Origin of the sequence: Rhizobium sp. P40RR-XXII (genome assembly GCF_012641405.1) — a bacterium.
Lineage (GTDB): Bacteria > Pseudomonadota > Alphaproteobacteria > Rhizobiales > Rhizobiaceae > Rhizobium.
Genome location: NZ_JABAII010000001.1, coordinates 598,389 through 624,057, shown reverse-complemented (window position 1 = coordinate 624,057; position 25,669 = coordinate 598,389). Strand labels below are relative to the sequence as shown.

General features: G+C 60.2%; 25 protein-coding genes. 10 read left to right on the top strand and 15 right to left on the bottom strand.

The annotated features are described in order from the left end of the window. The first annotated feature begins 76 nt into the window (after positions 1-76). Together HGP16_RS03025 and HGP16_RS03020 are read left to right on the top strand one after the other, a co-directional pair. The gene (locus tag HGP16_RS03025) at positions 77-1,177 is read left to right on the top strand and encodes a glycosyltransferase family 1 protein (RefSeq protein WP_168838527.1); all 1,101 of its coding nucleotides are present in this window, start codon (positions 77-79) and stop codon (positions 1,175-1,177) included. Positions 1,178-1,445: 268 nt separating this feature from the next. Further along, positions 1,446-1,886 (top strand): MarR family winged helix-turn-helix transcriptional regulator, encoded by a 441-nt coding sequence (locus HGP16_RS03020; protein ID WP_168838526.1) that lies wholly within the window; start codon positions 1,446-1,448, stop codon positions 1,884-1,886. A 36-nt stretch (positions 1,887-1,922) separates the two neighbouring features. Here the strand turns inward: HGP16_RS03020 and der are convergent, their stop codons facing one another. The 3 genes from der to HGP16_RS03005 form a co-directional block, all read right to left on the bottom strand. Further along, a complete protein-coding gene (der, locus tag HGP16_RS03015; protein WP_168838525.1) occupies positions 1,923-3,350 on the bottom strand; it encodes a ribosome biogenesis GTPase Der in 1,428 nt (475 codons plus the stop codon). An 11-nt stretch (positions 3,351-3,361) separates the two neighbouring features. Then, the gene (locus HGP16_RS03010) at positions 3,362-4,045 is read right to left on the bottom strand and encodes a tetratricopeptide repeat protein (protein ID WP_168838524.1); all 684 of its coding nucleotides are present in this window, start codon (positions 4,043-4,045) and stop codon (positions 3,362-3,364) included. Positions 4,046-4,258: 213 nt separating this feature from the next. Further along, on the bottom strand, positions 4,259-4,840 hold the full coding sequence (locus HGP16_RS03005; RefSeq protein ID WP_168838523.1) for an NnrU family protein: 582 nt from the start codon (positions 4,838-4,840) through the stop codon (positions 4,259-4,261). A gap of 180 nt (positions 4,841-5,020) precedes the next feature. Between HGP16_RS03005 and HGP16_RS03000 the strand changes: the two genes are divergently transcribed. Further along, complete coding sequence (locus tag HGP16_RS03000; RefSeq protein ID WP_168838522.1) at positions 5,021-6,001, top strand: polysaccharide deacetylase; 981 nt, start codon at positions 5,021-5,023, stop codon at positions 5,999-6,001. Positions 6,002-6,192: 191 nt separating this feature from the next. Here the strand turns inward: HGP16_RS03000 and sbmA are convergent, their stop codons facing one another. Continuing rightward, the gene (gene sbmA, locus HGP16_RS02995) at positions 6,193-7,458 is read right to left on the bottom strand and encodes a peptide antibiotic transporter SbmA (protein WP_168838521.1); all 1,266 of its coding nucleotides are present in this window, start codon (positions 7,456-7,458) and stop codon (positions 6,193-6,195) included. A gap of 423 nt (positions 7,459-7,881) precedes the next feature. Here sbmA and HGP16_RS02990 point away from each other — a divergent pair, with 423 nt between their 5' ends. Continuing rightward, positions 7,882-8,466: a PadR family transcriptional regulator gene (locus HGP16_RS02990; RefSeq protein ID WP_168838520.1), complete on the top strand. Its 585-nt coding sequence runs from the start codon at positions 7,882-7,884 to the stop codon at positions 8,464-8,466. A 9-nt stretch (positions 8,467-8,475) separates the two neighbouring features. Here the strand turns inward: HGP16_RS02990 and map are convergent, their stop codons facing one another. The 9 genes from map to glpK form a co-directional block, all read right to left on the bottom strand. Then, positions 8,476-9,228, bottom strand: coding sequence for a type I methionyl aminopeptidase (map, locus tag HGP16_RS02985; protein WP_168838519.1), 753 nt, complete (start codon positions 9,226-9,228; stop codon positions 8,476-8,478). 148 nt (positions 9,229-9,376) lie between these two features. Beyond that, positions 9,377-9,889, bottom strand: coding sequence for a GNAT family N-acetyltransferase (locus HGP16_RS02980; protein ID WP_168838518.1), 513 nt, complete (start codon positions 9,887-9,889; stop codon positions 9,377-9,379). Positions 9,890-10,038: 149 nt separating this feature from the next. Next, positions 10,039-10,467, bottom strand: a complete 429-nt coding sequence (locus HGP16_RS02975) for a DoxX family protein (RefSeq protein WP_168838517.1) — start codon at positions 10,465-10,467, stop codon at positions 10,039-10,041. A gap of 30 nt (positions 10,468-10,497) precedes the next feature. Next, positions 10,498-10,968 carry an SRPBCC family protein gene (locus HGP16_RS02970; protein ID WP_168838516.1) on the bottom strand — a complete coding sequence of 157 codons (471 nt, stop codon included), beginning with the start codon at positions 10,966-10,968 and terminating at the stop codon, positions 10,498-10,500. 99 nt (positions 10,969-11,067) lie between these two features. After that, positions 11,068-12,324 carry an RNA polymerase sigma factor gene (locus HGP16_RS02965; protein WP_168838515.1) on the bottom strand — a complete coding sequence of 419 codons (1,257 nt, stop codon included), beginning with the start codon at positions 12,322-12,324 and terminating at the stop codon, positions 11,068-11,070. Beyond that, positions 12,321-12,695 carry a YciI family protein gene (locus HGP16_RS02960; protein WP_168838514.1) on the bottom strand — a complete coding sequence of 125 codons (375 nt, stop codon included), beginning with the start codon at positions 12,693-12,695 and terminating at the stop codon, positions 12,321-12,323. The genes HGP16_RS02965 and HGP16_RS02960 overlap by 4 nt, the downstream gene beginning before the upstream one ends. A gap of 81 nt (positions 12,696-12,776) precedes the next feature. After that, positions 12,777-13,724 (bottom strand): LD-carboxypeptidase, encoded by a 948-nt coding sequence (locus tag HGP16_RS02955; RefSeq protein WP_246705495.1) that lies wholly within the window; start codon positions 13,722-13,724, stop codon positions 12,777-12,779. 50 nt (positions 13,725-13,774) lie between these two features. Continuing rightward, entirely contained in the window at positions 13,775-14,578 is an 804-nt protein-coding gene (locus HGP16_RS02950; protein ID WP_168838513.1) for a membrane-anchored protein, read from the bottom strand. 180 nt (positions 14,579-14,758) lie between these two features. After that, positions 14,759-16,255: a glycerol kinase GlpK gene (glpK, locus tag HGP16_RS02945; protein ID WP_168838512.1), complete on the bottom strand. Its 1,497-nt coding sequence runs from the start codon at positions 16,253-16,255 to the stop codon at positions 14,759-14,761. Positions 16,256-16,589: 334 nt separating this feature from the next. On the opposite strand from glpK, the gene HGP16_RS02940 reads away from it, so the two are divergent. The 3 genes from HGP16_RS02940 (at position 16,590) to xdhB (ending at position 21,248) form a co-directional block, all read left to right on the top strand. After that, positions 16,590-17,366 carry a 3-hydroxybutyrate dehydrogenase gene (locus HGP16_RS02940; RefSeq protein WP_168838511.1) on the top strand — a complete coding sequence of 259 codons (777 nt, stop codon included), beginning with the start codon at positions 16,590-16,592 and terminating at the stop codon, positions 17,364-17,366. 69 nt (positions 17,367-17,435) lie between these two features. Continuing rightward, the gene (gene xdhA / locus HGP16_RS02935) at positions 17,436-18,905 is read left to right on the top strand and encodes a xanthine dehydrogenase small subunit (protein ID WP_168838510.1); all 1,470 of its coding nucleotides are present in this window, start codon (positions 17,436-17,438) and stop codon (positions 18,903-18,905) included. A 3-nt stretch (positions 18,906-18,908) separates the two neighbouring features. After that, positions 18,909-21,248, top strand: a complete 2,340-nt coding sequence (xdhB, locus tag HGP16_RS02930; protein WP_168838509.1) for a xanthine dehydrogenase molybdopterin binding subunit — start codon at positions 18,909-18,911, stop codon at positions 21,246-21,248. 31 nt (positions 21,249-21,279) lie between these two features. Here xdhB and HGP16_RS02925 read toward each other — a convergent pair whose 3' ends face one another. Next, a complete protein-coding gene (locus HGP16_RS02925) occupies positions 21,280-21,483 on the bottom strand; it encodes a hypothetical protein (protein WP_168838508.1) in 204 nt (67 codons plus the stop codon). A 102-nt stretch (positions 21,484-21,585) separates the two neighbouring features. Between HGP16_RS02925 and HGP16_RS02920 the strand changes: the two genes are divergently transcribed. Further along, positions 21,586-22,482, top strand: coding sequence for a LysR substrate-binding domain-containing protein (locus HGP16_RS02920; protein ID WP_205926335.1), 897 nt, complete (start codon positions 21,586-21,588; stop codon positions 22,480-22,482). A 78-nt stretch (positions 22,483-22,560) separates the two neighbouring features. Here HGP16_RS02920 and HGP16_RS02915 read toward each other — a convergent pair whose 3' ends face one another. Continuing rightward, on the bottom strand, positions 22,561-22,896 hold the full coding sequence (locus HGP16_RS02915; RefSeq protein WP_168838507.1) for a hypothetical protein: 336 nt from the start codon (positions 22,894-22,896) through the stop codon (positions 22,561-22,563). Between the two features lie 217 nt (positions 22,897-23,113). On the opposite strand from HGP16_RS02915, the gene HGP16_RS02910 reads away from it, so the two are divergent. Both HGP16_RS02910 and guaD read left to right on the top strand, forming a co-directional pair. Then, complete coding sequence (locus tag HGP16_RS02910; protein ID WP_168838506.1) at positions 23,114-24,352, top strand: urate hydroxylase PuuD; 1,239 nt, start codon at positions 23,114-23,116, stop codon at positions 24,350-24,352. Beyond that, complete coding sequence (gene guaD / locus HGP16_RS02905; RefSeq protein ID WP_168838505.1) at positions 24,349-25,656, top strand: guanine deaminase; 1,308 nt, start codon at positions 24,349-24,351, stop codon at positions 25,654-25,656. The genes HGP16_RS02910 and guaD overlap by 4 nt, the downstream gene beginning before the upstream one ends. The last annotated feature ends 13 nt before the right edge of the window (positions 25,657-25,669 follow it).

Below are 25,669 nucleotides of genomic sequence, written 5' to 3'. Positions count from 1 at the left end.
CGGGAATCATGTTTGAAGCACCGCAATCGCTGGCACCGTCATCATGAGGATGTGGTGCGGATGGACTGTTTTGGGCATGTTGCAACGCTTGTCGGACATCGATCAAACCACCTGGAACCAGGCGGCGACACCTGTCGCAGTACCTGAACGGCTGCTCATCGTCAGCGATGCCTGGCATCCGCAGGTCAACGGCGTCGTCCGCTCGATTGAGAACACCAATCGCGAACTGACCCGCATGGGGATCGAAGTCTCCATGATTACGCCCGACGGATTTCGCAACATTCCCTGCCCTACCTACCCCGAAATCCGGCTCTCGATTGCCAGCTATCGCAAGGTTGCCTCGAGAATAGAAGCGATACGGCCGACCTATGTGCATATCGCGACGGAAGGTCCCCTCGGGCTCACGGCGCGGCGCTGGTGCGTGCGAAACGCCATGCCCTTTTCCACGAGCTATCACACCCGCTTTCCCGAATATGTGTCCGCTCGCCTGCCGATACCGCAAAGCTGGCTCTATGCTTTCGTCAAATGGTTTCACAACGCCGGCTACGGCTGCATGGTGGCAACACCAAGTCTCGCAAACGAGCTCAGGCAGCGTGGTATCCACAATCTTCTGCCCTGGAGCCGCGGCATCGACTCCTCTCTCTTTCGGCCGCAACCTCAGGAAGACAATCCCTTCGGCCTGTCCCGCCCGATTTTCATGACCGTCGGCCGCGTGGCGCTCGAAAAAAACCTGCCCGCCTTTCTCGATCTCGACCTGCCGGGGTCCAAGGTGGTCGTTGGCGACGGGCCTGCGCGCGCGGAACTGCAGAAGCTCTATCCCGATGTGCATTTTCTGGGAGCGAAGTTCGGCGAGGAGCTGGCATACGCCTATTCCCAGGCCGACGTCTTTGTCTTTCCGTCAAAGACCGACACGTTCGGCAACGCCATTCTGGAAGCGCTTGCCAGCGCCGTTCCGGTCGCTGCCTATCCCGTCACCGGCCCTGCGGATATTCTCGCCGGCGACAGGGCAGCCGGCGTCGTGGATGCGGATCTGGCAACTGCCTGCCTTGCCGCCCTCTCCTGCTCGCGCGAGGCCGCCCGTTCCCTGGCGCTCAGCTATTCCTGGGAAGCCGCCACCACGCAGTTCATCGGCAACGTCCGGATCGCCAACCATCGGGGCCGGGCTCACAGGCATTGAGCCTTGGTTGCGCTCAAATTCGATGTTGAATTTCCTGTCACCTTGCGCCAGATAATTGATGACGTCCATATGCGGTCGCAACCCGGTCCTCTGGCCGGCGGTCCTCATTGTGCCTGCCATGGAGGAGAACATGGCGACAGGGCTTCGAAGAGCGCCTCCTCCGAGCTCGGCTTTTCAAAACCAGAAGAAATCCGTAGCCCTAGCGCCTTTTTAGGTGTACAATTATTTATCGCACGACTTACATAAGACTTCTCAGGGAGGACTTGAGATGACCGACGACCTGTTAAAGCTGGATAACTTCATCTGCTTCGCCCTCTATTCGGCGAACCACGCCATGAATCGGCTGTACAAGCCCATGCTTGATGCGCTGAACCTTACCTATCCGCAGTATCTCGTCATGGTGACGTTATGGGAAGAAGATGGCCAGACCGTCGGTGGTATCGGTGAAAAGCTGTTCCTTGAATCGAGCACGCTGACGCCGCTTTTGAAGCGCCTTGAGGCCGCCGGCTTCATTCATCGCATCCGCAGCAAGGAAGATGAGCGCCAAGTGCTGATCCACCTCACCACCGAAGGCAAGGCGCTGAAAAAAAAGGCGGCGACCGTCCCTCCATGCATTCTGGATGCTACGGAGCAGACGCCTGCCGAACTGGCTCGTCTGAAGGCGGAAATCACGATGCTGCGCGAGGCGCTCAGCAAGAACGCAGCCTGAGCGAAGCCACTCCGCCCGGCGGGGCGTTCAAGAAAATTACCGCTTCTTCTTGTTCTCGTAAGGATTTTCCGACGTACGGAAATGGATGCGAATGGGCACGCCGGGCATGGCGAAATCCGTGCGCAAGCCGTTGATCAGATAGCGGACATAGGATTCCGGCAGCGCATCGGAGCGCGTGCAGGAAATCATGAAGGCCGGAGGCCGTGCCTTCACCTGCGTCATGTACTTCAGTTTGATACGACGGCCGGAAACCGCCGGTGGCGGATGCTGGACCTGCTGCGTCTCCAGCCAGCGATTGAGACGGGCGGTCGACACGCGCTTGTTCCAGACCTTGTCGGTATCGACGATCGCCTGCATCAAACGGTCCAACCCTTCGCCGGTCTGGCCGGCAATCGGTATGGCGCGAATGCCGCGCGCCTGCGGCAGCAGCCGGTCGGTCTTTTCGCGCAGATCGGCAAGCACCGCCTGGCGATCCTCGATCATGTCCCACTTGTTGAAGGCAAGCACGGCGGCGCGGCCTTCGCGGATCACGAGATCGACGATCTGAAGATCCTGCTTCTCGAAGGGAATGGTCGCATCGAAGACGATGACGACGGTTTCGGCAAAACGGATGGCGCGCAGCGCATCGGCAACGGAGAGCTTCTCGAGCTTTTCGATGACCTTCGCCTTGCGGCGCATGCCGGCCGTGTCGAACATCTTCACGGTGCGGCCGCGCCAGCTCCAGTCGACGGAGATGGAATCGCGGGTAATCCCGGCTTCCGGGCCGGTCAGCAGCCTGTCCTCGCCAAGGAAGCGGTTGATGAGCGTCGACTTGCCGGCATTCGGGCGGCCGACGATCGCAACGCGCAGCGGACGCGTCTCGTCATAGACAGGCTCTTCGTCGATCTCCTCGCCATCCTCGCCGATGCCAGGACGCGGAATGCTGACATTCGTTTGCGCCTCGTCTTCTTCCGGCGGAAAGGCGCGTTCATGGCCGAGCGTCTCGACGATCGCGTCGCGCAGATCCATCATGCCCTGGCCGTGTTCGGCCGAGATCGGGCAAGGCTCGCCAAGACCGAGCGTATAGGCGTCATAGAAGCCGCTATCGGAACCGCGTGCTTCGGATTTGTTGGCGACGAGCACCACGGGCCGGCCGCGCTTGCGCAGCATTTCGGCGAGCGTCTTATCGACATGGGTCAGGCCCATCTTGGCATCGACGACGAATAGCGTCAGATCGGCCTCGTCGATCGCCGCTTCCGTCTGCGCGCGCATGCGGCCCTGAAGCGATTCATCCTGGGCCTCTTCAAGACCGGCGGTATCGACGATGTGGAAACGCAGATCGATCAGCTTGGCGTCACCGGGGCGGCGGTCACGCGTGACGCCCGGCGTATCGTCGACGAGCGCCAGCTTCTTGCCAACCAGGCGGTTGAACAGCGTGGACTTGCCGACATTCGGGCGACCGACGATCGCGACCGTGAAACTCATTGAGTGATCCTTCAGCCTTTTGCGACCGGAGCCTTGCCGGATGCCGTAATGAGATCGAGCAGCATCTGGGCACGGTTGGCAACGTTGCGCGGGCTCTGCGGATCGTCGACGATCGCCTGGAACCACTGGCGGGACTTGGCGAAATCGCCGGCCTTATAGGCAGCAAGGCCGAGAACGTCGCGCGCGGAATGGCGGAAAGCATCCGCCGGCACCGCCAGCTCCTGTGCCTCGGCGGCAACCTGATCGTAAGTGCCGGTGTCGACAAGAAGATAGGCGGCACGCAGGCGCGCTGCATCGCGGACGACGACGGGAATATCCGTCTGCTTGCCGATCGCGGAGAACGTGGCGATGGCGCCGGCCTTGTCGCCCTTTTGCGCCTGCAGCGTCGCCGCGCGCAGACGTGCGAGCAAGGGATAGGAACCAGGGCCGCTCTTTTCGATCGTTGCCAGCGCAGCGAGCGCTTCGTCCGTCTTGTTCTGATCGGCCAGCGTCAAAGCGGCGATAAACTGATCGCCGCCGCTACCGGCCTGATTGCCTGCCCAATAGCGATAGCCGCTATAGGCCGCGGTGCCGAGAACGATAAGCACGGCCCCGCCGATGATCAGCCTGCCAAAACGGCGCCATACGAACCGTAGCTGGTCCGAACGCAGTTCCTCGTTCACCTCGCGGATGAAGCTATCGTCATTGAATGCCATTCTCGTCTCCGGCCCAGGCCAAATTATACCAGAAGCTTAGAGCATGATGCCGAAAAGTGTCAGCGGTTTTCGGGCGATATCACGCTCTATCTATTAAATTCCGAGAGCAGCTTCAGATTTCAGGTCGATCTGACCTGAAATCATCCGGCTCTACCATTAGTGGGGCCTTCTACTCCATTTTGCGGCTGATGTAAGGGGGAACGGCAGAAATCGTCACATAACGAGCGGCGAAACCCCGATAATCCACGCATGAAGCTTCCAAATGATCAAAGCCCAGACAATGGCGCCGATGACAACAGCGTAGAGATCGTATTTCGCCGAGACGAACGGACGCAGGGTGATTTCGCCGGCGCGCTCGCGCCGCTTCAGCGAAATGCGAAGGATCACGCCCCAGGCGAGGAAAGCGGCAAAGAGCAGCATCGCTGCGCCGTCGCCATTGGAGAGCAGGTGCGCCAAGGCCCAGATCTTCACGGACAGCACCATCGGATGCTTCGTCCTGACGGCGATATGCCCCGCCGGCAGCAGCGAGGCGGTGAGACAGATCATCGCGAACAGCATCAGCAGGATGGTGATATGGCTCATCCAGAAAGGCGGCGACCAGATCGGCGTCATGTCGCGCGCCTGGCCGAAGCCGTAAACGAGGATAATCAGGGTTACGATGCTTGCGATCGAATAGGCGATTTTCCAGCCGGATTCACCGAGGCTTGCGATCATCGAGCTTCGCAAGCCTGGAGCGACGACGCGGATCAGATGGATGCCGAGAAAGAGAACAATACCAAGAATAAGCAATGCCATGAATGAAGTCCCCTACGGTCTTGTAAATGACATCCTTATCGGCTGTGGCAAAAAAATGCCAGCATCACCGCAGCTTCGCCTTATTTACACGAAAGGAAGGAGGCCATCTGGAGCACGCCATCCGATAGCGCGGATCGACCTTCGCAAACTCGTGCTCGATCAAATCAATATTCGGTGCCCATGTTTCGTTTAGCTACCTGTTTCTCCGTCGCGTTTTCTCTTGTTCTTCCCGCTGCAGCTTATGCGGATGGCAAGCCCAAGCAGCTCGTCATGATTTCCTTCGACGGCGCGCACGACAATGCGCTCTGGACCAGGAGCCGTGAGATCGCTTCGCGCAACGGCGCCCATTTCACCTATTTCCTGTCCTGCACATTCCTGATGAACAAGGCACAGGCCAAGGCCTATCAAGGGCCGAAGCAGCGTCCCGGCAAATCCAACGTCGGCTTCGCCAAGAGCGAAGACGATGTGCGCACCCGCATCGCCAATATCTGGGGCGCCCATCTGGAGGGTCACGATATTTCCAGCCATGCCTGCGGCCATTTCGACGGCAAGGGCTGGAGTGCGGCCGACTGGAGCCAGGAATTCACGAATGCGCGCATTGCGCTTCGCGATGCCTGGAAGAATGTCGGCCTTGCCGACAAGGAGCCGCAAGGCTGGGAAGATTTCGCCACGAACGGCGTCAAGGGGTTCCGCGCGCCCTACCTCTCCACTAGCGACGGTCTCGTGCCGGCGGAGAAGGAGACGGGCTTCCAGTATGATGCAAGCCTCGTCACCAAGGGGCCTGCCCTGCCGCAGGTGATCGACGGCATTTATCGTTTCGGCCTGCCCTTGATCCCCGAAGGTCCGGAACATCGCCTGGTCATCGGCATGGACTACAATCTCTACGTCCGCCATTCGAAGGGCGCCGAGGACAAGGCGAATGCCAAGACCTATGAGGACCGCACTTTCGACGCCTTCGAAGCCGCCTTCAACAAACAATATGATGGCGAACGCATCCCTTTGCAGCTCGGCTTCCATTTCGTCGAGATGAACGACGGCGCCTATTGGCGCGCGCTGGACCGCTTCGTCAGCGATGTCTGCCACAAGCAGGACGTCGCCTGCGTCAGCTATTCCGAAGCCATCCCGCTGATCGCCGCCAGAGGCAAGTCCCAGCAGGGGTGAGGAGCGGTCGGGCAGAGCCCGAGCAATCGACCCAGTGGGTCGATTGCAGCGACGAACGCCCTGAGCCAAGGCGAAGGGCCGGCGGTGCGGCAAACGGAAGTCCTTCCGTTACCCTACAAGCCACCGAATTGCTGCTTCCCTGCCATTATCGTGATTGAAAAGGCCCCGTTCCCGGGACCTTGTTTCTTTCATCAGCCGTCCGCGTGGATGACACCCGCTTCGCGCTCCAGATAGGTCTGGTCGATCGTCGGCAAAGGCTCGTCGTCAATGGCCGCCTCGAAGGCTTTCAGACGCTTATGGATCGACAGGAGCTCGATGATCGTTGTCCAGGAGCTGACGAGATACTGGAAGGAATTGCTGACCTGACCGAAAGCCGTAGCGATCTGCTGCCAGATGCCGAGCGTGATCTTGTGTGCGACGAAAGTCGGCACCAGCACGAAGTAGAGGAAGATCGCGTCGAGCTGACCGTAGGAATAGCGCGCCACATTGAAATACGCATAATGGAAATACATGCGGAAATAGTTGCGGCGGACGTTGGAGAAGAGTTCCTTCACAGTGGGGGGCTGCGCACGGTCGTCGCGATCCTCGCCGTAGACAAGTTCCTTTCGATAGGCCGCCTCGACACGCTGATTGCGGAAGTTCAGCCCCGGAAGCTTGATCCCGAAGAGTGCAAGCAGGAAGGTTCCGAACACCGACCAGATCAGCGCCAGCCAGACGAGCGAGTACGGAATTGCGCCAATGATTGGCAGATCAGTCACATATTTCGACAGTTCCAGCAGGATCGGCAGGAAGACAATGAGTGTCATGACAGAGCCGATCAGGCTGACGCCGAGCCCTTCTAGATTGGTCGCAAAGCGCATCGTGTCTTCCTGGACACGCTGCGATGCGCCTTCGATGTGTCGAAGCTTCTCCCATTTCGACATGTAGAAATTGTTCATCGCCCAACGCCAGCGGAAGAGATAGTGGCTCAGGAAAAACGATGAAACGACGCTGACAGCTACGCCCACCAGACCGAGCTGCGTGAACGCCCACAGCAATCCATAGAAATCCCCATCCGTAACGCCGGGCTTTCCGCCGAGCGCATTTTGCAGGAGATCAAAGAAAGGCCGGCGCCATACGTTTACCGCTACGTCGATCTGAACACCAAAATAGGTGATAAAGACGATGAAAGCAGAGCCCCACACGGACCAGGCGATCCAAGGGTTGCTCTTCGAAACCGCGTGCCAAAAGCCGCAAAAGACGGCGGCGCAGAGAATAAAGTAAAGGTAAAACACTAAATTAGTGGGAGCAACAAAGAAGGCCGCTCCGACCGGTTGCTGTTCTTCCGATAGCGGCGGATAGCCCATGGACGCCACGACATGCGCGCCGGCAAAATACCACAGGAACACACAGACGAGCGCCCAGATGACCGCTGAGGAAAAAAACAATCTCGGATTCGGGAAGAAAGAATGGAACACGACGGTTAGGCTTCCTATTGGTTCGGACGACCACGAATGACGTCAATTTGCGGGGAGCCTAGGACAGTTCGCCAATAGCGGCAACCGCCAGGGCCTATTCTTACGTAGATGTAATCGCTTATCCCATGATCGTGATGCAGTTGTTCAGCATCGAATTTTCACCCATTGGGTGAATTCCCTCCCCATATGGGCGTATTTTCCATCGAACCCTCCCATTTCGAAGCCACCCCTCTTGCAGAATACTATCTTACGATATATATCTTACGACATGACGAACGATATAAACTCTCACACTTCACAAGGAGAAACGATATGAGAGGTTTCAGAGATCGCATGTTTGGAGATAGCTTTGACATCGTCGAGGCATATATCCTACGACATGGTCGAGGCCGTGAATCACATGGCGAGCACAGGAGAGACTTCATGAGAGGCTTCAAGGGCGGCATGTTCGGCGGCGGGTTTCGCACCGGACGCAAGTTCGATGCGGCCGACCTGCAGCTCATCATCCTCGCCCTGCTTTCCGAGCAGCCGCGCCACGGCTATGAACTGATCAAGACCTTCGAAGAGCGCTCCGGCGGCTTCTACGTGCCGAGCCCGGGCGTCATCTATCCCGCCCTCACCTATCTCGAAGAGACCGGTCAGGCCGAAGTCGAGGCGGCTGGCACGAAGAAACTCTACCGCATCACCGAAAGCGGCCAGAAACGCGTCGATGATAACCATGATCTGGTGGAGGCAACGTTTGCCAAGCTTAGCGCCATCGGCGAGAAGATGGCCCGCGTCCGGCAGGTTTTCGGCGGCGAAGACGAGGACGAGCGTGACAATCCGTTCGACCGTCACGGCACCGGCGACGTGCATCGCGCCCGCCACCTGCTGCGCTCAGCGCTTCGCTCGAAATTCCCGTGGAGCAAGGCCGAAGGCGCGCGCATCGCGGCAATCCTCGAGCGGGCCGCCGCCGATATCATCCGCGGCGAAACAAAAACCCAGGAAGACCCGAAGTCCGGCGATTGAACCGCGGCGTCACTTGTCCGGCAATGTCAGGACGATGGGCCCGTTGCGGGTGGCGATGATCGTGTGTTCGTACTGGACCGTTGGCGCCTGCGGTTCGGCATAGAGCGTCCACGCATCGTCGCCCCCCTCCGCCCAGCTCGCGCCGAGCGAGAGAAACGGTTCAACGGTGAAGACCAGGCCATCATCTATGATCCGGGTCTCGTCGGGGTCCGCCCAGGTGGAAACCTCGGCGGGCTCTTCATGCAAAGAGCGGCCGATGCCATGGCTGGCGAGATTGGCGATCAGCGTGTAGCGGTTCTTCTGCGCGAAGGCACCGACCGCCTGCCCGATCTTCGCAAGCGGCGCGCCACTGCGCACCTGATTGAGGCCGACCCAGAGAGCCCGCTTGCCGTCGCGACAAAGGCGCTCGATCTTCGGCTTGACCGGCGGCACGGCAAAGGATGCGCCGGTATCGGAAAAGAAGCCGTCCTTCTCGGCCGAAACGTCGAGATTGACCAGGTCCCCCGCCTGGATCACGCGCGGGCCGGGAATGCCGTGCGCCACTTCCTCGTTGACGCTGATGCAGGTCGCGCCAGGAAACTTGTAGACCAATTCCGGTGCCGATTGCGCACCGGCATCCTCCAGCACCTTGCGGCCGATCGCGTCCAGCTCCAGCGTGGTGATGCCCGGTTCGAGCGCGGCGGCCATGGCCTGCAACGCATTGGCGCAGATGCGGCCGATATCTTTCAGCTTGGTCAGTTCTTCTTCGGTCGAAACGATCATTTGCGGCTTCCGGCACCCTCTCTCTCAGCAACGGTTTGGCGAGAGGCTCAAAGTCGCTTTCGCCCCTTCCCTTTGCGCAGTCAACGCTTTTCTGGGGTCTTTCCGAGGCTTTCTGGCAGATAGCGCAAATTTGGAGTTCCGAAAAAGGTCACGAGCGCGGCTCGTCCGACAGCAATGCCCAGCGCTCGTGATCGCACCAGACGCCGCCGATCTTCAGATATTTGGGCGAGAACCCTTCCTTCCGGAAGCCCAACCGCTCGACCAGCGCGATCGAGGGGTAGTTGCCCGGCTGGATATTGGCCTCCAGCCGATGCAGGCCGATAGCATCGAAACCATGCGCCACAGCCAGACGAACCGCCTCCGTCATGAAGCCCTTGCCGGCAAAACCGACCATGCCGTGATAGCCGAGAAAGGCACTGCGGAAACCGCCCCAAACCATCTGGCTGATATTGACGACGCCGACGATCCCGCCGGAGCTGGGATCGCGCGCCACCAGACCCAAATTCGGTCCCGTGACCGTCTGGCCGAACCATGCGTCGAAACCGTCACGATCGAGAAAGGGATAGGCCCAGGGTACATGATGGGCGCGGCTGGCGATGTTGGCGGCGATCAGCTCGTCCGCGTCCGATTGCCTGACCGGTGCGATGATCACTTGCGGCATGGCTCGCTCCCCTCTCCAAAGCAATTCCAGGAAAAGTGTGCAGCGGTTTTCCCGGAATTGCGCAGAAACAGACAGATAGAGCACCTCGGCATCTCCATGGAATACCGAGGTGCTCTGGATGAGCGAGCCTTAGCAAATCGAATCCGGAATCAAAAGCTTCGATCAAAGAACGGAATCATTTTGCGAACGCCTTCATAGCGAAGATAAAGTCCGCCCCAGGCGATCACGCCGAGATAGACGCCGAATAGCAGATGCGAGAAGATCGGACTGCCGACCCGTAGGTGCGTCGCGATTGCGCCGCCGAGCAGGCCTGTCAGTAGGATGGCGCCGAGAACCGAAGTTCTCGGGATCGCATAGAGAACGGCGCAGCCGAGCGTGATGACGCCGAGCAGCCGTGCGAGCGCCGGATCGGCCGAATAGCCGAGTGCCGCCATCGTCTCCGTGACGACAGGAAGCGGAACGAGCTTGATCACGCCGTCGAACAACAGGAAGGCAATGACCAGTCCGCTGAGGATCATGCCCGCCACGCGCTGAGCCCGCGTGACCGAAGGCATGGATGAATCGACTGCATAAGACATGTTCGTATCCCCCGGAATTGACTAGGAAATTCAGATCTTGGCCGCCAGCGCGGCGAGCTGATCGGCGCACTGGCTCCATCCCTGATGGAAACCCATCTTCTCATGCGCTTCTCGATCCTCGGCCGACCAGTGCAGGACAGTCGCGGTATAGCGCGTCTTGCCACCGCCGAGATCGTCGAGCTGGATCGTCACGACCATGAAAGGCTTGGCCGAGGGAACCCAGGCGCTGGTGAAGGCGTCCGTGAAAACGATCCGCTCGTTCGGAACGACTTCGAGATAAACGCCGTTGCCCGGATAATCCTCGCCTTCAGGACTGCGCATCGTGACCGAGCTCGAACCGCCCGCACGAGCATCGATGCTGGCGGCGGACACCGTCCACGGTCGCGGCGCGAACCACTGCTTTAACAGCTCCTCCTCCGTCCAGCAGCGGAAGATCTTGTCGCGCGGCGCATCGATGATGCGGGTCAGCGAAAGTTCATGGCGCTGGGTTTGCTCGGTCATGGTCCTCTTCCTCTTTTAGTTTGACGCGACCTGCGCGGCCTATACTCCAACGACGTTCGTAACCATCGTTTCCCGACAACGCAGACACAAATTTTCCGATTATTTTGCAGCCGCAAGAGCATCCGCGTTCAGACGATCGAGCTGATGGCGGATATGGGCTGCCTCGGCGGGCGAGCGGGCAAGCGCGATGGCCCTGTCGAAGGCGACACGTGCCTCCTGCGAACGGCCCAGCTGTGCAAGCAGGCCGCCCCTCACCCCATGAAAATAGAAATAGCTGTCGAGCTGCGCTTCCAGCGTCGCAATCAGCGCCAGAGCCGCCTCCGGCCCCTTCAGTTTGGAGAGCGCGACCGAGCGATTGAGCGTGACGACGGGAGACGGCGTCAGCCTCTCCAGCATTTGATAGAGAAGGTTGATCTCCTCCCAGTCCGTATCGACTTCCCGTTTTGCTCGGGAATGCAGCGCCGCGATTGCCGCCTGCACCTGGTAGGGACCAGGCCGACGATGACGGATCGCCTTGTCGAGCAGCGCCAGCGCCTCGTCGATCAGCGTCCGGTCCCAACGCAAGCGGTCCTGGTCTTCCAGCAAGATGATCTGTCCGTCCGCATCGAACCGCGCATCCTTGCGCGATTGCTGCAAGAGCATCAACGCCAGCAGCGCCATGGTCTCCGGTTCGGAGGGAAAGATCCGCAACAGCAGCCGGCCAAGCCGGATCGCCTCGTCGGCGAAGGCGGCAGCCTCGCGATGCGTACCGCCGGCCGAATAGCCTTCGTTATATATGAGGTAGATCATGGCGCTGACGAGCGCCAGCCGTTCGCTGCGCTCGACCGCGCCCGGTGTCTCGAAAGCAACGCCGGCGGCCGCCACACGCGCTTTCGCTCGCGTAATGCGCTGCTCCATCGCACTGTCACTAACGAGGAAGGCACGGGCGATCTGCTGCACCGAAAGGCCGGAGACGATGCGCAGCGCCAGGGCGATCTGCTGCGTCGCCGGCAAATCCGGATGGCAGCAGATGAACAGCAACCTCAAAATATCATCGCGATAGCCGGAGCCATCGAGCCGTTCGGCCAGATCGCTCTCGGCATCGCTCGTATCGGAGATCGCCTCCTCGTCCGGCAGGCTCTGCAATTTCGCCTGTTTGCGCACGGTATCGATGCCGCTGTTGCGGCCGACGAAGATCAGCCAGGCAATGGGATCACGCGGCGGCCCTTTGTCGGGCCAGGTCTTCAAAGCTCGGAGGCAGGACTCCTGAAAGGCCTCCTCGGCAATATCGAGATTGCGGAAATAGCGCAGCAGCGCCCCGAGCACCTGCGGCCGGGCATTGGTGAGCGCGATGTCGATCCAGGCAATATCCGTCATGTCGCAACCGCTCCTGGCCGGAAGACGTAAAGCGGGCGGATTTCATAGGAGCCGACACCGGGATTGGCCGCGGCAAGCTCCTTCGAGAAATCAATGGCTTCGTCGAGGGTTTCGAAATCGACCACATAGAAACCGAGCAACTGCTCTTTCGTTTCCGCAAAGGGACCGTCGATGACGATCGGTTCGTTCTTGCCCTTGCGCAAGGTCGTTGCCGCCGTCGTCGGCATCAGTCGCGCCACCGGGCCAAGCTTGCCGGCCTGTCTTAGCGGCTCCTGCACGGCAATCAGCCGCGCCATGGTTGTCTCCTCCTGCTCCTTGGACCAGGCGAATACGGTATCTTCGTCGTTGTAGCATAGGATCGCATAGAGCATGAGGATTCCCTTCTCCCTTTAAAGACGAAGGAATATCATCCGGACCGACAGGCTACGTCAAAAAAATATTGCAGCAGGCGGTCAGGCCTTGCCGCGCCGGATCACCAAGGTCCCGGCCCTCGCGTCGAGTTCCGCGACAGCGCCGATCAACGCACTTGCCGGACGATCGCCATGCCCAAGCGGCAAACCGCCGAGGATCGGCACATTCAGCGCCGTCAAATGCTCGCGCAGGATATCGATCACCGAATAAGGACGATCGAACTCGAAGTCGGTAAACTGGCCAATGGCGACACCTGTCAGACCATCCAGATGCCCCGCCTTGCGCAGCATCGTCATCTGCCGGTCCACCTGACCGGGATACAGGCCGATCGCTTCGAGCAATAGAATTTCGCCGTGCAGATCCGGCAACGCCCAGCCGGCGGATGTGGCCACCATATCGAGATTGCCGCCGATCAGCCGGCCTTTGGCCACACCGTCTGTCGTCAGCCGCGAGGTCGGCTCTTCCGGGCGCCCGGCAATGATGATGTCCTCGGTTGCCATCAACGCCTGCCGCAGCGAGTCATGCGTGTAAGGGCTGACACCGTCTTCATTTGGCCCGATAGAAAACGCGCCGTGAATGCCGACCTGATGACAATGCCTCAGCAAGCTCAAATGCAATGCGGTGATATCGCTGAAGTCGATGACGAATTTCGGGTTGCGCCGCGCCGCTTCAAAATCCAGCTGATCGGCAATTCGATAAGATCCTTTGCCGCCACGCGTGGCGAAGATCGCCCCAACACCGGGATCGCGAAGCGCGGCGTTGAGATCCGACAGCCGCTCTTCATCGGTGCCGGCAAGATAATTCCACTTGCGGAAGACGTGTTCGCCGAAGTCGACGCTCAATCCCCAGCCTTTCAGGATTTCGGCATGCTTCTGAACCCTGTCCCTATCGGGCGAGCTTGCGGGCGACACAAAGCGCACCTTGTCGCCCGGCCGCAATGGCGGCGGCATTGATATCCGACTGGTCTCTGTGCGATCGAGTGATTCCATGCTGCGATCTTGGCATGGAATCATCGCATGCGTCAGCCGCCGGCAGTCCTTTAGCTCAAGGATGGATTGACAGCCCCTGCCGTTATCGGCGCAGGCCGCTTGACATCGGCTTCGATCGCCCGACCGGTCCTCGCCTTGCCGGTCCACAGCGGCAGACCGATGGATTGCGAAACGCCCGGATCCGAGGTGAACACTGGATAGCCCCGTTGGATCAGCCGTTCGAGAACTTCGCGGTCCTTGCGGACATGGAGGCGGGCGAGATTTTCCGTGTTGTAGACATGCCCGCCGGAATCGGGATTGATGCCGGTGATGATCACTTCGGTTGCGCCGTTATAGAGCGCGAACAGGACGGCGTTGATGCCGTTGGAGCATTTGTCGTCAGCGCCGAGTTCGCTGCACTTCACCCCGCCGACCCGGTCCAGCAGCGCCATGCGCTTGTAGCGATCGACGATTTCAAGCTTGTCGTAGCCGTAATTGAAGGCTCTCAGCCCGTCTTCCAGCCGTCGACGTTCCTTCCGCCACAGCAGCACATAGAGCATCTTCGTTCGTTCGCCGTTCAGAACGCGGCGCACCTCGACGGCATTGGTGTTCGTGCCTTCGATCTGGTTGAACTGAACGAGCGTCACGTCGGGCGCCTCTATTCCCCAGCCCTTCGTCACCGTCTGCGATCCGTTGATGGTGATCACCCGGAAGCTCTTGTCGAAATCCGCCGGCTTGTTCGACACTGGCGCCGATCCGACGACAAGAACAGGCCCATCGAACCGCTCGGCCAGCACCGGGGGCCTCGGTCGGGTCAGATGATACTTGATCTGCCGGTAAAAGTGTTTCTTCAGTTCGCTAAATTGAGCAGCCATTATCCCGTCGTCGTCTCTCAGAAGGCATTCATTCCAAAGGGAAAAACTTTCAAAGATGGCTCGGAACATCCCCTCCGAACCACGAACGGCGTGAGTATCGCTGCGTGCCCTTATATAAGCAAAATAAAGAAATCTTACACGGCATAACCTAAGGTGAGCGGCGCATCATGGCGATCGCCTCTACCGTGCACTCAAAGTGCGCGACACCGCGTTCTTCCACCCCTTCATTTTCGTATTTCGCGTCTTGTCATCCATTTCAGGCTCGAACCGCCGGTCTCGCGCCCATGCCTTGGCGAAGCCGGTGCGATCCGGCCAGACGCCGGCGCGGCTGCCGGCAAGCCAGGCAGCACCGAGCGCGGTCGTTTCCAGAATGGTCGGACGGTCGACCGGCGCATTGAGCAGATCGGCAAGACGCTGCATCGTCCAGTCGGAAGCGACCATGCCGCCATCGACGCGCAGCACCGTGTCCTGCCCGCTGCCATTGCGCCAATCCTTGTGCATCGCATCCAGAAGGTCGCGCGACTGATAGCAGACGGCTTCCAGCGCTGCCCTGACAATTTCTTCCGGTCCGGTATTGCGCGTGAGGCCGAAGATCGCGCCGCGGGCATCCGGATCCCAGTAAGGCGCGCCAAGACCGGTGAAGGCCGGCACGAGATAGATCTCCTGCAGCGGATCGGCCTTGGCTGCGAGTTCGCCGGAATCCGAAGCGCGCTGGATGGCCTTCAGGCCATCGCGCAGCCACTGCACCGCGGCGCCCGCGATGAAGATCGATCCTTCGAGCGCATAAGTCGTCTCACCGTTCAGCCGGTAGGCGATGGTGGTCAGCAGGCGGTTCTTCGAGCGCACCATGTCCGCGCCGGTATTGAGCAACGCGAAGCAGCCCGTGCCATAGGTGGATTTCATCATGCCGCGTTCGAAGCAGGCCTGGCCGATCGTCGCCGCCTGCTGGTCGCCGGCAACGCCGAGGATCGGGATTTCGGCACCGAAGAGCGAGGGATCGGTCACGCCGAAATCGGCGGCGCAATCCTTCACCTCTGGCAGCATCGCAGCGGGGACCTGCAGAATATCCAGCAGCTCTTCGTCCCATTCGTTGGCGCCGATATTGTACATGAGCGTCCGCGAGGCGTTGGTGGCATCGGTAACGAAGCTTTTGCCCCCGGTCAGCCGCCAGATCAGGAACGTATCGACGGTGCCGAAGCAGAGGCCGCCCCTGGCAGCGCGGGCACGGGCGCCCTTCACATTGGTCAGCAGCCAGGAGAGCTTGGTGCCGGAGAAATAGGGATCGAGCAGCAGGCCGGTGCGGCGAGTGAAGAGCTTTTCCAGGTCCTGGCGCTTGAGCTTCTCGCAATAGCTTGCCGTGCGGCGATCCTGCCAGACGATGGCATTGTGGATCGGCTTGCCTGTCTCGCGATCCCAGACGACGACGGTCTCGCGCTGATTGGTGATGCCGAGGGCTGCAATATCCTTGGCGGTTATGCCTGCGGCCTCGATCGCCTTGCGGACGGTGACGAGGACAGACGACCAGATCTCCTCTGGATCGTGCTCGACCCAGCCGGGCTTCGGATAATACTGAGTGAATTCCTTTTGCCCGACACCGGCAACCTTCATCTTGCCGTCGAAAACGATAGCCCGCGTCGACGTCGTTCCCTGATCGATCGCCAAGACATAACCGCTCATGCGTTCCTCCCGCTAATGCATCCCGAAACAACAGATACGCGAGCAAAACGAATGTGAAAAGAAAGCAAAACGAAATTTTTCGCTGAAGGAAGCGCTTTCCTGTTCACAGCATCGTGGGTCAAGGTGCCGCAAAAGGGACTTGCAGCAATGCGATTGCCATATCCGCGGGTTTGGGACTACAGCGCCGCGCGTCACATGTGACGCGCAAAGGTCGCCGTAGCACTTTAGATGCTGCATAATTTTATCCTTAAATCGATCCCGATTTAAGGAATTATGCAGTAAGCTCAGTCCGTTTTGCACTGCAGCAGGAGCTGCGCTGTCTAAGGAGAAGATCATGGCAAGAACAGTTGTCGTCACCGGTTCCACGAGCGGTATCGGCCTCGCCATCGCGACCGCCTTCGCCGCCACGGGTGATAACGTCGTCATCAACGGCTTCGGGAAGCCCGAGGAAATCGACGCGATCAAGAACGAGCTCGAAGCCTCGGGCGGCGGCAAGGTGATCTACCATCCCGCCGACATGACGAAGCCCGCCGAAATTGCCGACCTGATCGCAACGGCCAATTCCACCTTCGGCAGCGTCGATGTCCTCGTCAACAATGCCGGCATCCAGCATGTCGAGAAGATCGAGGACTTCCCGATCGAGAAATGGGACCAGATCATCGCGATCAACCTCTCCAGCTCCTTCCATACCATCCGCGCCGCCATTCCGCTGATGAAGGCCAAAAAATACGGCCGCATCATCAACATCGCCTCGGCGCATGGCTTGGTCGCCTCACCCTTCAAGTCCGCCTATGTCGCGGCAAAACATGGTATATTGGGGCTGACCAAGACGGCAGCGCTTGAGCTTGCCGAATTCGGCGTCACGGTGAATGCCATTTGCCCGGGCTACGTCCTGACCCCGCTTGTCGAAAAGCAGATCCCGGACACGGCCAAGGCCCGCGGCATGACCGAGGAGCAGGTCAAGAACGAGGTCATCCTCAAGGCCCAGCCGACGCACGAGTTCGTCAAGGCCGAGGAGATCGGCGCCCTGTCGCTCTACCTTGCAAGCGACGAGGCGCGCCAGGTGACCGGCACGCACGTCTCGATTGACGGTGGCTGGACCGCGGAATAACCATAGACGGTTAGGGCCGGATTCGTCTGCGTATCCGGCCCGGCCAACAGATCGAAAAACGGGAACGACATGAGCGACTGCATTCGCTTCATCCTCAACGGTGAGGATATCACCCTATCCAGCCTGCGCCCCACCGAGACGCTGCTCGACTTCCTGCGCCTCAAGCAGCGCCTCACGGGCACGAAGGAAGGATGCGCGGAAGGCGACTGCGGCGCCTGCACAGTTCTCGTCGGCCGCCTGATCGATGGCGGACTGCACTACGAATCCATCAATGCCTGCATCCGCTTCGTCGGCTCGCTGCATGCGACCCATGTCGTGACAGTCGAGCATCTTGCCGCCCAGAACGGTACGCTTCATCCGGTGCAGCAGGCCATGGTCGATTGCCACGGCTCGCAATGCGGCTTCTGCACGCCGGGCTTCGTCATGTCGCTCTATGGCCTCTGGCTGACGACGGAAAAGCCGAGCCGGGCGCAGATCGAGAAGTCGCTGCAGGGCAATCTCTGTCGATGCACGGGCTACGAGCCGATCGTCAAGGCCGCCGAGCAGGTCAGCCAGAAACGGCCGAGCGCGCTCTTCGACCCGCTCGAAAAGACCAGGGCCGATATCATCGCCCGCCTCTGGGCAATGCAGGGTGGCGATACCATCGAGATTTCCGAGGGCGAGGATCGTCTCATCGTGCCCGGTTCTGTATCGGCACTGGCGCAGGTGCTTGCCGACGAGCCGACCGCGACCGTCGTCGCCGGCTCGACCGATGTCGGCCTCTGGGTCACCAAGCAGATGCGCCGGCTGAACCCGGTCGTCTTCATCAACCATCTGACCGATCTGCAGAAAATCACTGTTGAAGATGCGGGCCTCACCATCGGCGCCGGCCTCACCTATAGCCGCGCCTTTGCGGTGATCGGCGAAAAGATCCCGGCATTTGCCAACCTCATCAACCGCATCGGCGGCGAGCAGGTTCGCAACATGGGCACGATCGGCGGCAATATCGCCAACGGCTCGCCGATCGGCGACATGCCGCCGCCGCTGATCGCGCTCGGCACAACGGTGAAACTGCGCTCGACGGCAGGCACGCGCAGCCTGCCGCTGGAAGATTTCTTCATCGATTACGGTAAGCAGGATCGCAATCCCGGCGAGTTCGTCGAAAGCATCTTCGTGCCATACCCAGCCGACGATGCGCATTTCGCCGTCTACAAGATCTCCAAGCGTCGAGACGAGGATATTTCGGCCGCCTGTGGCGCCTTCCATCTGTCGTTGGACACCGCCGGTAACGTCGCCGATATCCGCATCGCCTTCGGCGGCATGGCCGGCACGCCGAAGCGCGCTCGTACCGTCGAGGCGGAATTGCTCGGCAAACCCTGGACGGACGCGACGGTCACCGCCGCACGCGATGCCTTCGACAGCGATTACACGCCGCTATCCGATTGGCGCGCTTCAGCCGAATACCGGCAGCTGACCGCCAAGAATCTTCTCATCCGCTTCTATCTTGAAACGTCGGGTGCGCCTCAGGAGCTGAAGCGTTTTGCGACGGCGGAGGCCTGAGCCATGGATAAATCCGCTTTCGAAGAGCCCAAAGTCGTCATCAACGGGTCCATGCATGGCTCGCTGCGCCATGATTCCGCACACAAGCACGTGACCGGAGCAGCCGATTACATCGACGATATTCCCGAACCCGCCGGCCTATTACACGGCGCACTCGGCCTTTCCGACCGCGCCCATGCCGAGATCGCCGGCATCGATCTTTCGGCTGTTCGGGCCTATCCCGGCGTTGTCTGGGTCTTCACCGGCGCCGATATCCCCGGCGTCAACGACACCAGCTCCAACGGCATGCACGACGAACCGCTGCTTGCCGAGACCAAGGTCGAATTCCACGGTCAGCCAATCTTCGCCGTCATCGCTGAAACCCGCGATGCGGCTCGTCGCGCCGCACGCCTCGCCAAAATCGACTATCGCGACCTGCCGCATTGGAGCGATATCGACGGTGCGCTCGCCAATGGCGCACCGCTCGTCTACGAACCGATGACCTTGAAGCGTGGCGAGCCCGAAACCGAGATGGCGAATGCCATCAATCGCATCAAGGCGCAGATGCGCATCGGCGGCCAGGAACATTTCTATCTCGAAAGCCATATCGCCATGGCGATCCCTGGCGAAGACGACGAAGTAGCCGTCTGGTCGTCGACGCAGCATCCGAGCGAAATCCAGCACATCGTCGGCCATGTCCTCGGCATTCCGTCCAATGCAGTGACGGTCAACGTGCGCCGCATGGGCGGCGGCTTCGGCGGCAAGGAAACGCAGGGCAACCAGTTTGCGGCGCTCGCGGCCATCGCTGCCAAGAAACTCGGCCACGCCGTGAAATTCCGGCCCGACCGCGATGAGGACATGAGCGCCACGGGCAAACGGCACGACTTCCTGGTGGACTATGAAGTCGGCTTCGACGACGAGGGCCGCATCCACGCCGTCGATGCCACCTATGCCGCACGTTGCGGCTTCTCCTCCGATCTTTCCGGCCCGGTCACTGACCGCGCGCTGTTTCACGCGGATTCGAGCTATTTCTACCCGCATGTGCATCTGGTCTCGAAGCCGCTGAAGACGCATACCGTCTCCAACACCGCCTTCCGCGGCTTCGGCGGCCCGCAGGGCATGGTCGGCGGCGAACGCATGATCGAAGAAATTGCCTATGCGCTCGGCAAGGACCCTCTGGAAGTCCGCCGCGCCAATTTCTACGGCCAGCCGGGCTCCGGCCGAACGCTGACCCCCTATCACCAGGAGGTCACCGACAACATCATCGACCGCGTCGTCGATGAGCTTGAACAGACGTCCGACTATCAGGCACGGCGCAGCGCCATCATCGAGTTCAACCGTTCCAGCCGCTTCATCCGCAAGGGCATCGCGCTGACGCCGGTGAAATTCGGCATCTCCTTCACCATGACTGCCTTCAACCAGGCTGGCGCGCTGGTGCACATCTATCAGGACGGCTCCATCCACCTTAACCATGGCGGCACCGAGATGGGCCAGGGCCTTTATACCAAGGTGGCGCAGGTGCTGGCCGACAGTTTCCAGGTCGATATCGATCAGGTGAAGATTACCGCGACGACGACCGGCAAGGTGCCGAACACCTCGGCAACGGCTGCGTCTTCCGGCTCCGACCTGAATGGCATGGCAGCCTATGACGCCGCGCGCCAGATCAAGGAGCGGCTCGTTGCCTTCGCGACGGAGAAATGGGGCGTGGGCACCGAGGAGGTACAGTTCCTGCCGAACCGCGTGCGCATCGGTGAAGTGGAAATCCCCTTCCCCGATTTCGTCAAGCAGGCTTATTTCGCCCGCGTCCAGCTTTCGGCCGCCGGCTTCTACAAGACGCCGAAGATCCATTGGGATCGCAAGGCCGGTCGGGGCACGCCCTTCTATTATTTCTCCTATGGTGCCGCCTGCTCGGAAGTGTCGATCGATACGCTGACCGGCGAGTATCTGATCGACCGCACCGACATCCTCCACGACGTCGGCCGCTCGCTCAATCCGGCCATCGATATCGGCCAGGTCGAAGGCGCTTTCGTACAGGGCATGGGCTGGCTGACGACCGAAGAGCTCTGGTGGGATGCAAAGGGCCGGCTGCGCACCCACGCGCCATCGACCTACAAGATCCCGCTCGCCTCCGACCGGCCGAAGATCTTCAACGTGCGGCTGGCGGAATGGTCCGAAAATACCGAGGCCACCATCGGCCGCTCAAAGGCGGTCGGCGAACCGCCCTTCATGCTCAGCATATCCGTGCTCGAAGCATTGTCGATGGCGGTTGCAAGCGTCGCGGACTATCGCATCTGCCCGCGCCTCGATGCCCCGGCAACGCCGGAGCGGGTGCTGATGGCGGTCGAGCGGCTCAAGGGGATGTGATTGTCCTTCCCGGGCTTGCGCCCATTGCCACTTAGAGCAGCCGGTTATCGTCATAACGCGGCTCGCGCCCGTCGAGAAATCCGAGGTCACGCTTCAGGCGGTCCGGCATCTCATCTAGATCGAGATGCGGCGACGGCTCCGCATGTTTGACGAAGGCCCGCGTCAACGATTCCAGAAGACGCTCCAGAACCGTGGGCCTGGCTGCTTGCACCTGTTCCACAACATAGCAATCCATGACAACACCTCAATCAGATCAGTGATATGGGTTGTAGTCTGGAGCGAAAAATGCTGAAATTCCAATCGAACTATCGTCTGCATACATAAAGAGAACTTATCCATGAAATTGTCCATGCGCTTTCCGCTGAATGCGCTCCGCGTCTTCGAGGCCGCCGCCAGGCACGGCAGTTTCACGCGGGCTGGCGAAGAACTTGGCATGACGCAGACGGCGGTCAGCTATCAGATCAAGCTGCTAGAAGAGACTTTGGGCGAGCCGTTATTCCTACGTCGTCCGCGGCAGATCCTGTTGACCAAGGCCGGAGAGCAGCTTGCACCGAAAGTGGCGGAAGCCTTTGCCATGCTGCAGGAGGCCATGACCTCGATCCGCGGCGATGCCGAAGCGACGCTGTGCATCCATTCGACCCCCACCTTCGCCTCGCAGTGGCTAGCCCGCCATATCGGTTCGTTTCAGCTGAAGCATCCCAATATTGCCGTCCGGCTGGATACCTCGGGCTCGATCATAGACTTCGCCCGAGAGCCCTCCGATATCGCCATCCGCGCTGGGCGTGGCCAGTGGCCGGGACTGCGCGCCCACCTATTGATGAAGGTCTATTTCACGCCGATGCTGAGCCCGGCTCTTGCGGAGACGGTCGGCGGCATACACGAACCGGCCGATCTCCTGAAGCTCCGCATCATCGACGCAGGTGACCCATGGTGGGTCCAATGGTTTAAGGAGGCTGGCGTTCCCGACCCCGGCCTACAGGGCCGGCCGCGCAGCAGGCTAGGCGCCCAGTCCTTCGAGGCAAGCGCGGCATTGGCCGGTCAAGGCGTCGCCATCCTGACCCCGGAGTTCTATACGGATGATCTGGCTTCCGGCCGGCTGATTCAGCCCTTCGATATTCTTTCGTCCGACAATACGGACTACTGGATCGCCTATCCGGAAAACCGGCGTCATACGCCGCGAATCCGCGCCTTCAGGGATTGGCTCCTCTGCGAATTCGGCATGCCGCTGGAGTAGTTCCAGGAAAACTGCGCAGCAGCTCTCCGTCCGGAGCAATGAGATAAAGTCGTTCAGAGCTGCGCCACTCTCCGGTGTTCAGTAGGCCATGTCAGGGGCATAGAAACAGCGCGGTGTGTTTTCATCCGGAAACAGACAGAGATGGTAGGCTCCGTCAGGCGAACGCATCGTTTTCCGCTGCGGCAGATTGAAGATATGCGCGTGCGTTACGTAGCGATGGTCGCCAGGATTGAGCGTCACTCGATAGCCGCCCGGCACGATGGTGACGGTGCGCGACGGGATCATCTCGCAATCGCCTGTCTTGCTGTCGCCATTGCAGCAATAGGGGTCGTAGGACCAGCCGGAGGGCGCCTCATGCGCCAAAGCGAAGGCTGCGGAGGGAAGAAAAAATACGAACGCCAGAATACCACGCATGGGCAATTCTCCGTCGAAAAAAATAGACGGCCGCCGCGGACATGGCCCGCTCCAAGCAGCCAAGGGCATTTTATTAAAAAACTGCCATAATCTGATCTAATGCGTCCGGGGCGCTAGACAAGGCCGCGCTTTTTGCCCGCACATCAAACGCCCCCCTCTTCCATACGCTCTCAACATTCTGCAAGGTGTCGAGTCGGAGGAAGAAAAGGGGAACTGAATGTATGAATACGCCATAGCGTGGGAGTGGCTCACATTTGCTGCCCGCTGGTTCCACGTCATAACCGCCATTGCCTGGATCGGTTCGTCCTTCTACTTCATCGCGCTCGATCTCGGGCTGGTGAAGCGCCCCCATCTTCCGCCTGGCGCCTATGGCGAGGAATGGCAGGTTCACGGCGGCGGCTTCTATCATATCCAGAAATATCTCGTTGCCCCGGCGCAGATGCCGGAACATCTGACCTGGTTCAAATACGAGAGCTATTTCACCTGGCTTTCCGGCTTCCTGATGCTGTGCATCGTCTATTACGGCGGCGCCAATCTCTTCCTCATCGACCGGCATGTGCTCGACGTCGGCGTCCCCGTCGCCATTCTGATTTCGCTGGCCTCACTTGCCGGCGGCTGGATCGTCTATGACCTTCTCTGCAAATCCCCGCTCGGCAACAATACCTGGGGACTGATGATCGTGCTTTATGCCGTGCTGGTCTTCATGGCCTGGGGCTATACGCACCTCTTCACCGGCCGCGCCGCCTTCCTGCATCTCGGCGCCTTCACCGCGACGATCATGTCCGCCAACGTCTTCATGATCATCATTCCCAACCAGAAGATCGTCGTCGCCGATCTCATTGCCGGCCGCACGCCGGACCCCGAATACGGCCGCATCGCCAAGCAGCGCTCGCTGCACAACAACTATCTGACGCTGCCCGTCATCTTCTTCATGTTGTCGAATCATTATCCGCTGGCCTTCGGCACGGCCTATAACTGGGTGATCGCGGCGCTGGTGTTCCTGATGGGCGTCACCATCCGCCACTGGTTCAACACGACGCATGCCCGCAAGGGCCGCCCGACCTGGACCTGGATCGTCACCGTCGTCATCTTCATCGCCATTATGTGGCTTTCGACCGTTCCGAAGGTGCTGACCGGCGAGAAGGATGCGAATGCAGTCGCTCCCGCCTTCCAGCAGTTCGCCTCGGACGCGCATTTCCCAGCCGTCAAGCAGATGGTGTCGACGCGCTGTTCCATGTGTCATGCGGCAGAACCCGTCTATGAGGGAATTGTCCGCCCGCCGAAAGGCATGACGCTGGAAAATGACGCGGAAATCGCTATGCATGCCCGGGAGATCTATATCCAGGCTGGCCGCAGCCACGCCATGCCTCCCGGCAACGTCACGGACGTCACGCCAGAGGAGCGCAAGCTGCTGGTCGCCTGGTTCGAAAGCTCCATCGGAGAAAAGAGCCAATGACCACCCTTCTGCGCGGCCGCCTGCTTTCCTTCAAGCGCCTGCCGCAAAGCCTCGACGACACGGACAGCTACGCTTATGAAAGCGATGGCGGCCTGCTGGTCGAGAACGGCACGATCGCCGCAACCGGCCCCTATGCTGATATCAAGGCGCGGGCGCCGGAAGGCGTCACCGAAATCGACCACCGTCCGCACTTGATCCTGCCGGGTTTCATCGACATGCACCTGCATTTCCCGCAGATGCAGGTGATCGCCTCCTATGCCGCCAACCTCCTGGAATGGCTGAATACCTATACTTTCCCGGAGGAATGCCGCTTCGTCGAAAGCGCGCATGCGCAGCGTATCGCCACCCATTTCTATGACGAGATGATCCGCCACGGCACGACGACGGCGGTTGCCTATTGTTCGGTGCACAAGACCTCCGTCGACGCCTATTTTGCCGAAGCCATGCGGTGCAACATGCGCATGGTCGGCGGCAAGGTCATGATGGACCGCAACGCCCCGCAAGGCCTGCTCGACACGCCCGAAATGGGTTACGACGAGACCCGCGAAGTGATTGCACAATGGCACGGCAAGGGCCGCAACCATGTTGCCATCACGCCGCGCTTCGCCATCACCTCCACGCCCGCGCAGATGGAGGCGACCGCCACCCTCGCCCGCGAATTCCCGGATCTGCACATTCAGACGCATCTTTCCGAGAACCACGATGAGATCAAGTTCACCTGCGAACTCTATCCCGACGCGATCGACTATACCGATATCTATGCGCATTACGGTCTGCTTGGCCCAAAGAGCCTGTTCGGTCATGCGATCCATCTCTCGGAGCGTGAAGCCGACGCCATGAGCGAAGCAGGCGCAGTCGCGGTGCATTGCCCGACCTCGAACCTGTTTCTCGGCTCCGGCCTCTTTCCGCTGAAGGCGCTGGCGCGCCGCGAGAAACCCGTTCGCATCGGCGTCGCCACCGATATCGGCGGCGGCTCCAGCTATTCCATGCTGCGCACCATGGACGAGGCCTACAAGATCCAGCAGCTGCTGGGCGAGCGCCTGAACCCGCTGGAAAGCTATTATTACATGACGCGAGGCAATGCCGAGTCCCTCTCGCTCGTCGACAAGATCGGCACGCTCGACGCCGGCACCGAAGCCGACCTCATCGTCCTCAATGCCGCCGCAACGCCGGCCATGGCGCTGAAGATGGAAGTGACGAAGAGCCTCACCGAAGAGCTGTTCCTGCTGCAGACCATGGGCGACGACCGCGCCGTCGTCGAAACCTATGTCGCCGGAAAGCCGATGAAATCGACCCTGCAATAAGGCAATCCAACCC

Bases quoted from the DNA above. Each gene is read 5' to 3' on its own strand.
- HGP16_RS03005 (WP_168838523.1), bottom strand. From the start codon at position 4,840: ATGGCATTGCTTATTCTTGGTATTGTTCTCTTTCTCGGCATCCATCTG.
- HGP16_RS02910 (WP_168838506.1), top strand. From the start codon at position 23,114: ATGTATGAATACGCCATAGCGTGGGAGTGGCTCACATTTGCTGCCCGC.
- HGP16_RS02970 (WP_168838516.1), bottom strand. From the start codon at position 10,968: ATGACCGAGCAAACCCAGCGCCATGAACTTTCGCTGACCCGCATCATC.
- xdhB (WP_168838509.1), top strand. From the start codon at position 18,909: ATGGATAAATCCGCTTTCGAAGAGCCCAAAGTCGTCATCAACGGGTCC.
- HGP16_RS02940 (WP_168838511.1), top strand. From the start codon at position 16,590: ATGGCAAGAACAGTTGTCGTCACCGGTTCCACGAGCGGTATCGGCCTC.
- HGP16_RS02965 (WP_168838515.1), bottom strand. From the start codon at position 12,324: ATGACGGATATTGCCTGGATCGACATCGCGCTCACCAATGCCCGGCCG.
- HGP16_RS02990 (WP_168838520.1), top strand. From the start codon at position 7,882: ATGAGAGGCTTCAAGGGCGGCATGTTCGGCGGCGGGTTTCGCACCGGA.
- HGP16_RS03000 (WP_168838522.1), top strand. From the start codon at position 5,021: ATGTTTCGTTTAGCTACCTGTTTCTCCGTCGCGTTTTCTCTTGTTCTT.
- der (WP_168838525.1), bottom strand. From the start codon at position 3,350: ATGAGTTTCACGGTCGCGATCGTCGGTCGCCCGAATGTCGGCAAGTCC.
- HGP16_RS02975 (WP_168838517.1), bottom strand. From the start codon at position 10,467: ATGTCTTATGCAGTCGATTCATCCATGCCTTCGGTCACGCGGGCTCAG.
- HGP16_RS03020 (WP_168838526.1), top strand. From the start codon at position 1,446: ATGACCGACGACCTGTTAAAGCTGGATAACTTCATCTGCTTCGCCCTC.
- HGP16_RS02925 (WP_168838508.1), bottom strand. From the start codon at position 21,483: ATGGATTGCTATGTTGTGGAACAGGTGCAAGCAGCCAGGCCCACGGTT.
- HGP16_RS02950 (WP_168838513.1), bottom strand. From the start codon at position 14,578: ATGGCTGCTCAATTTAGCGAACTGAAGAAACACTTTTACCGGCAGATC.
- xdhA (WP_168838510.1), top strand. From the start codon at position 17,436: ATGAGCGACTGCATTCGCTTCATCCTCAACGGTGAGGATATCACCCTA.
- HGP16_RS02920 (WP_205926335.1), top strand. From the start codon at position 21,586: ATGAAATTGTCCATGCGCTTTCCGCTGAATGCGCTCCGCGTCTTCGAG.
- HGP16_RS02915 (WP_168838507.1), bottom strand. From the start codon at position 22,896: ATGCGTGGTATTCTGGCGTTCGTATTTTTTCTTCCCTCCGCAGCCTTC.
- map (WP_168838519.1), bottom strand. From the start codon at position 9,228: ATGATCGTTTCGACCGAAGAAGAACTGACCAAGCTGAAAGATATCGGC.
- HGP16_RS03025 (WP_168838527.1), top strand. From the start codon at position 77: ATGTTGCAACGCTTGTCGGACATCGATCAAACCACCTGGAACCAGGCG.
- glpK (WP_168838512.1), bottom strand. From the start codon at position 16,255: ATGAGCGGTTATGTCTTGGCGATCGATCAGGGAACGACGTCGACGCGG.
- guaD (WP_168838505.1), top strand. From the start codon at position 24,349: ATGACCACCCTTCTGCGCGGCCGCCTGCTTTCCTTCAAGCGCCTGCCG.
- HGP16_RS03010 (WP_168838524.1), bottom strand. From the start codon at position 4,045: ATGGCATTCAATGACGATAGCTTCATCCGCGAGGTGAACGAGGAACTG.
- HGP16_RS02955 (WP_246705495.1), bottom strand. From the start codon at position 13,724: ATGGAATCACTCGATCGCACAGAGACCAGTCGGATATCAATGCCGCCG.
- HGP16_RS02960 (WP_168838514.1), bottom strand. From the start codon at position 12,695: ATGCTCTATGCGATCCTATGCTACAACGACGAAGATACCGTATTCGCC.
- HGP16_RS02980 (WP_168838518.1), bottom strand. From the start codon at position 9,889: ATGCCGCAAGTGATCATCGCACCGGTCAGGCAATCGGACGCGGACGAG.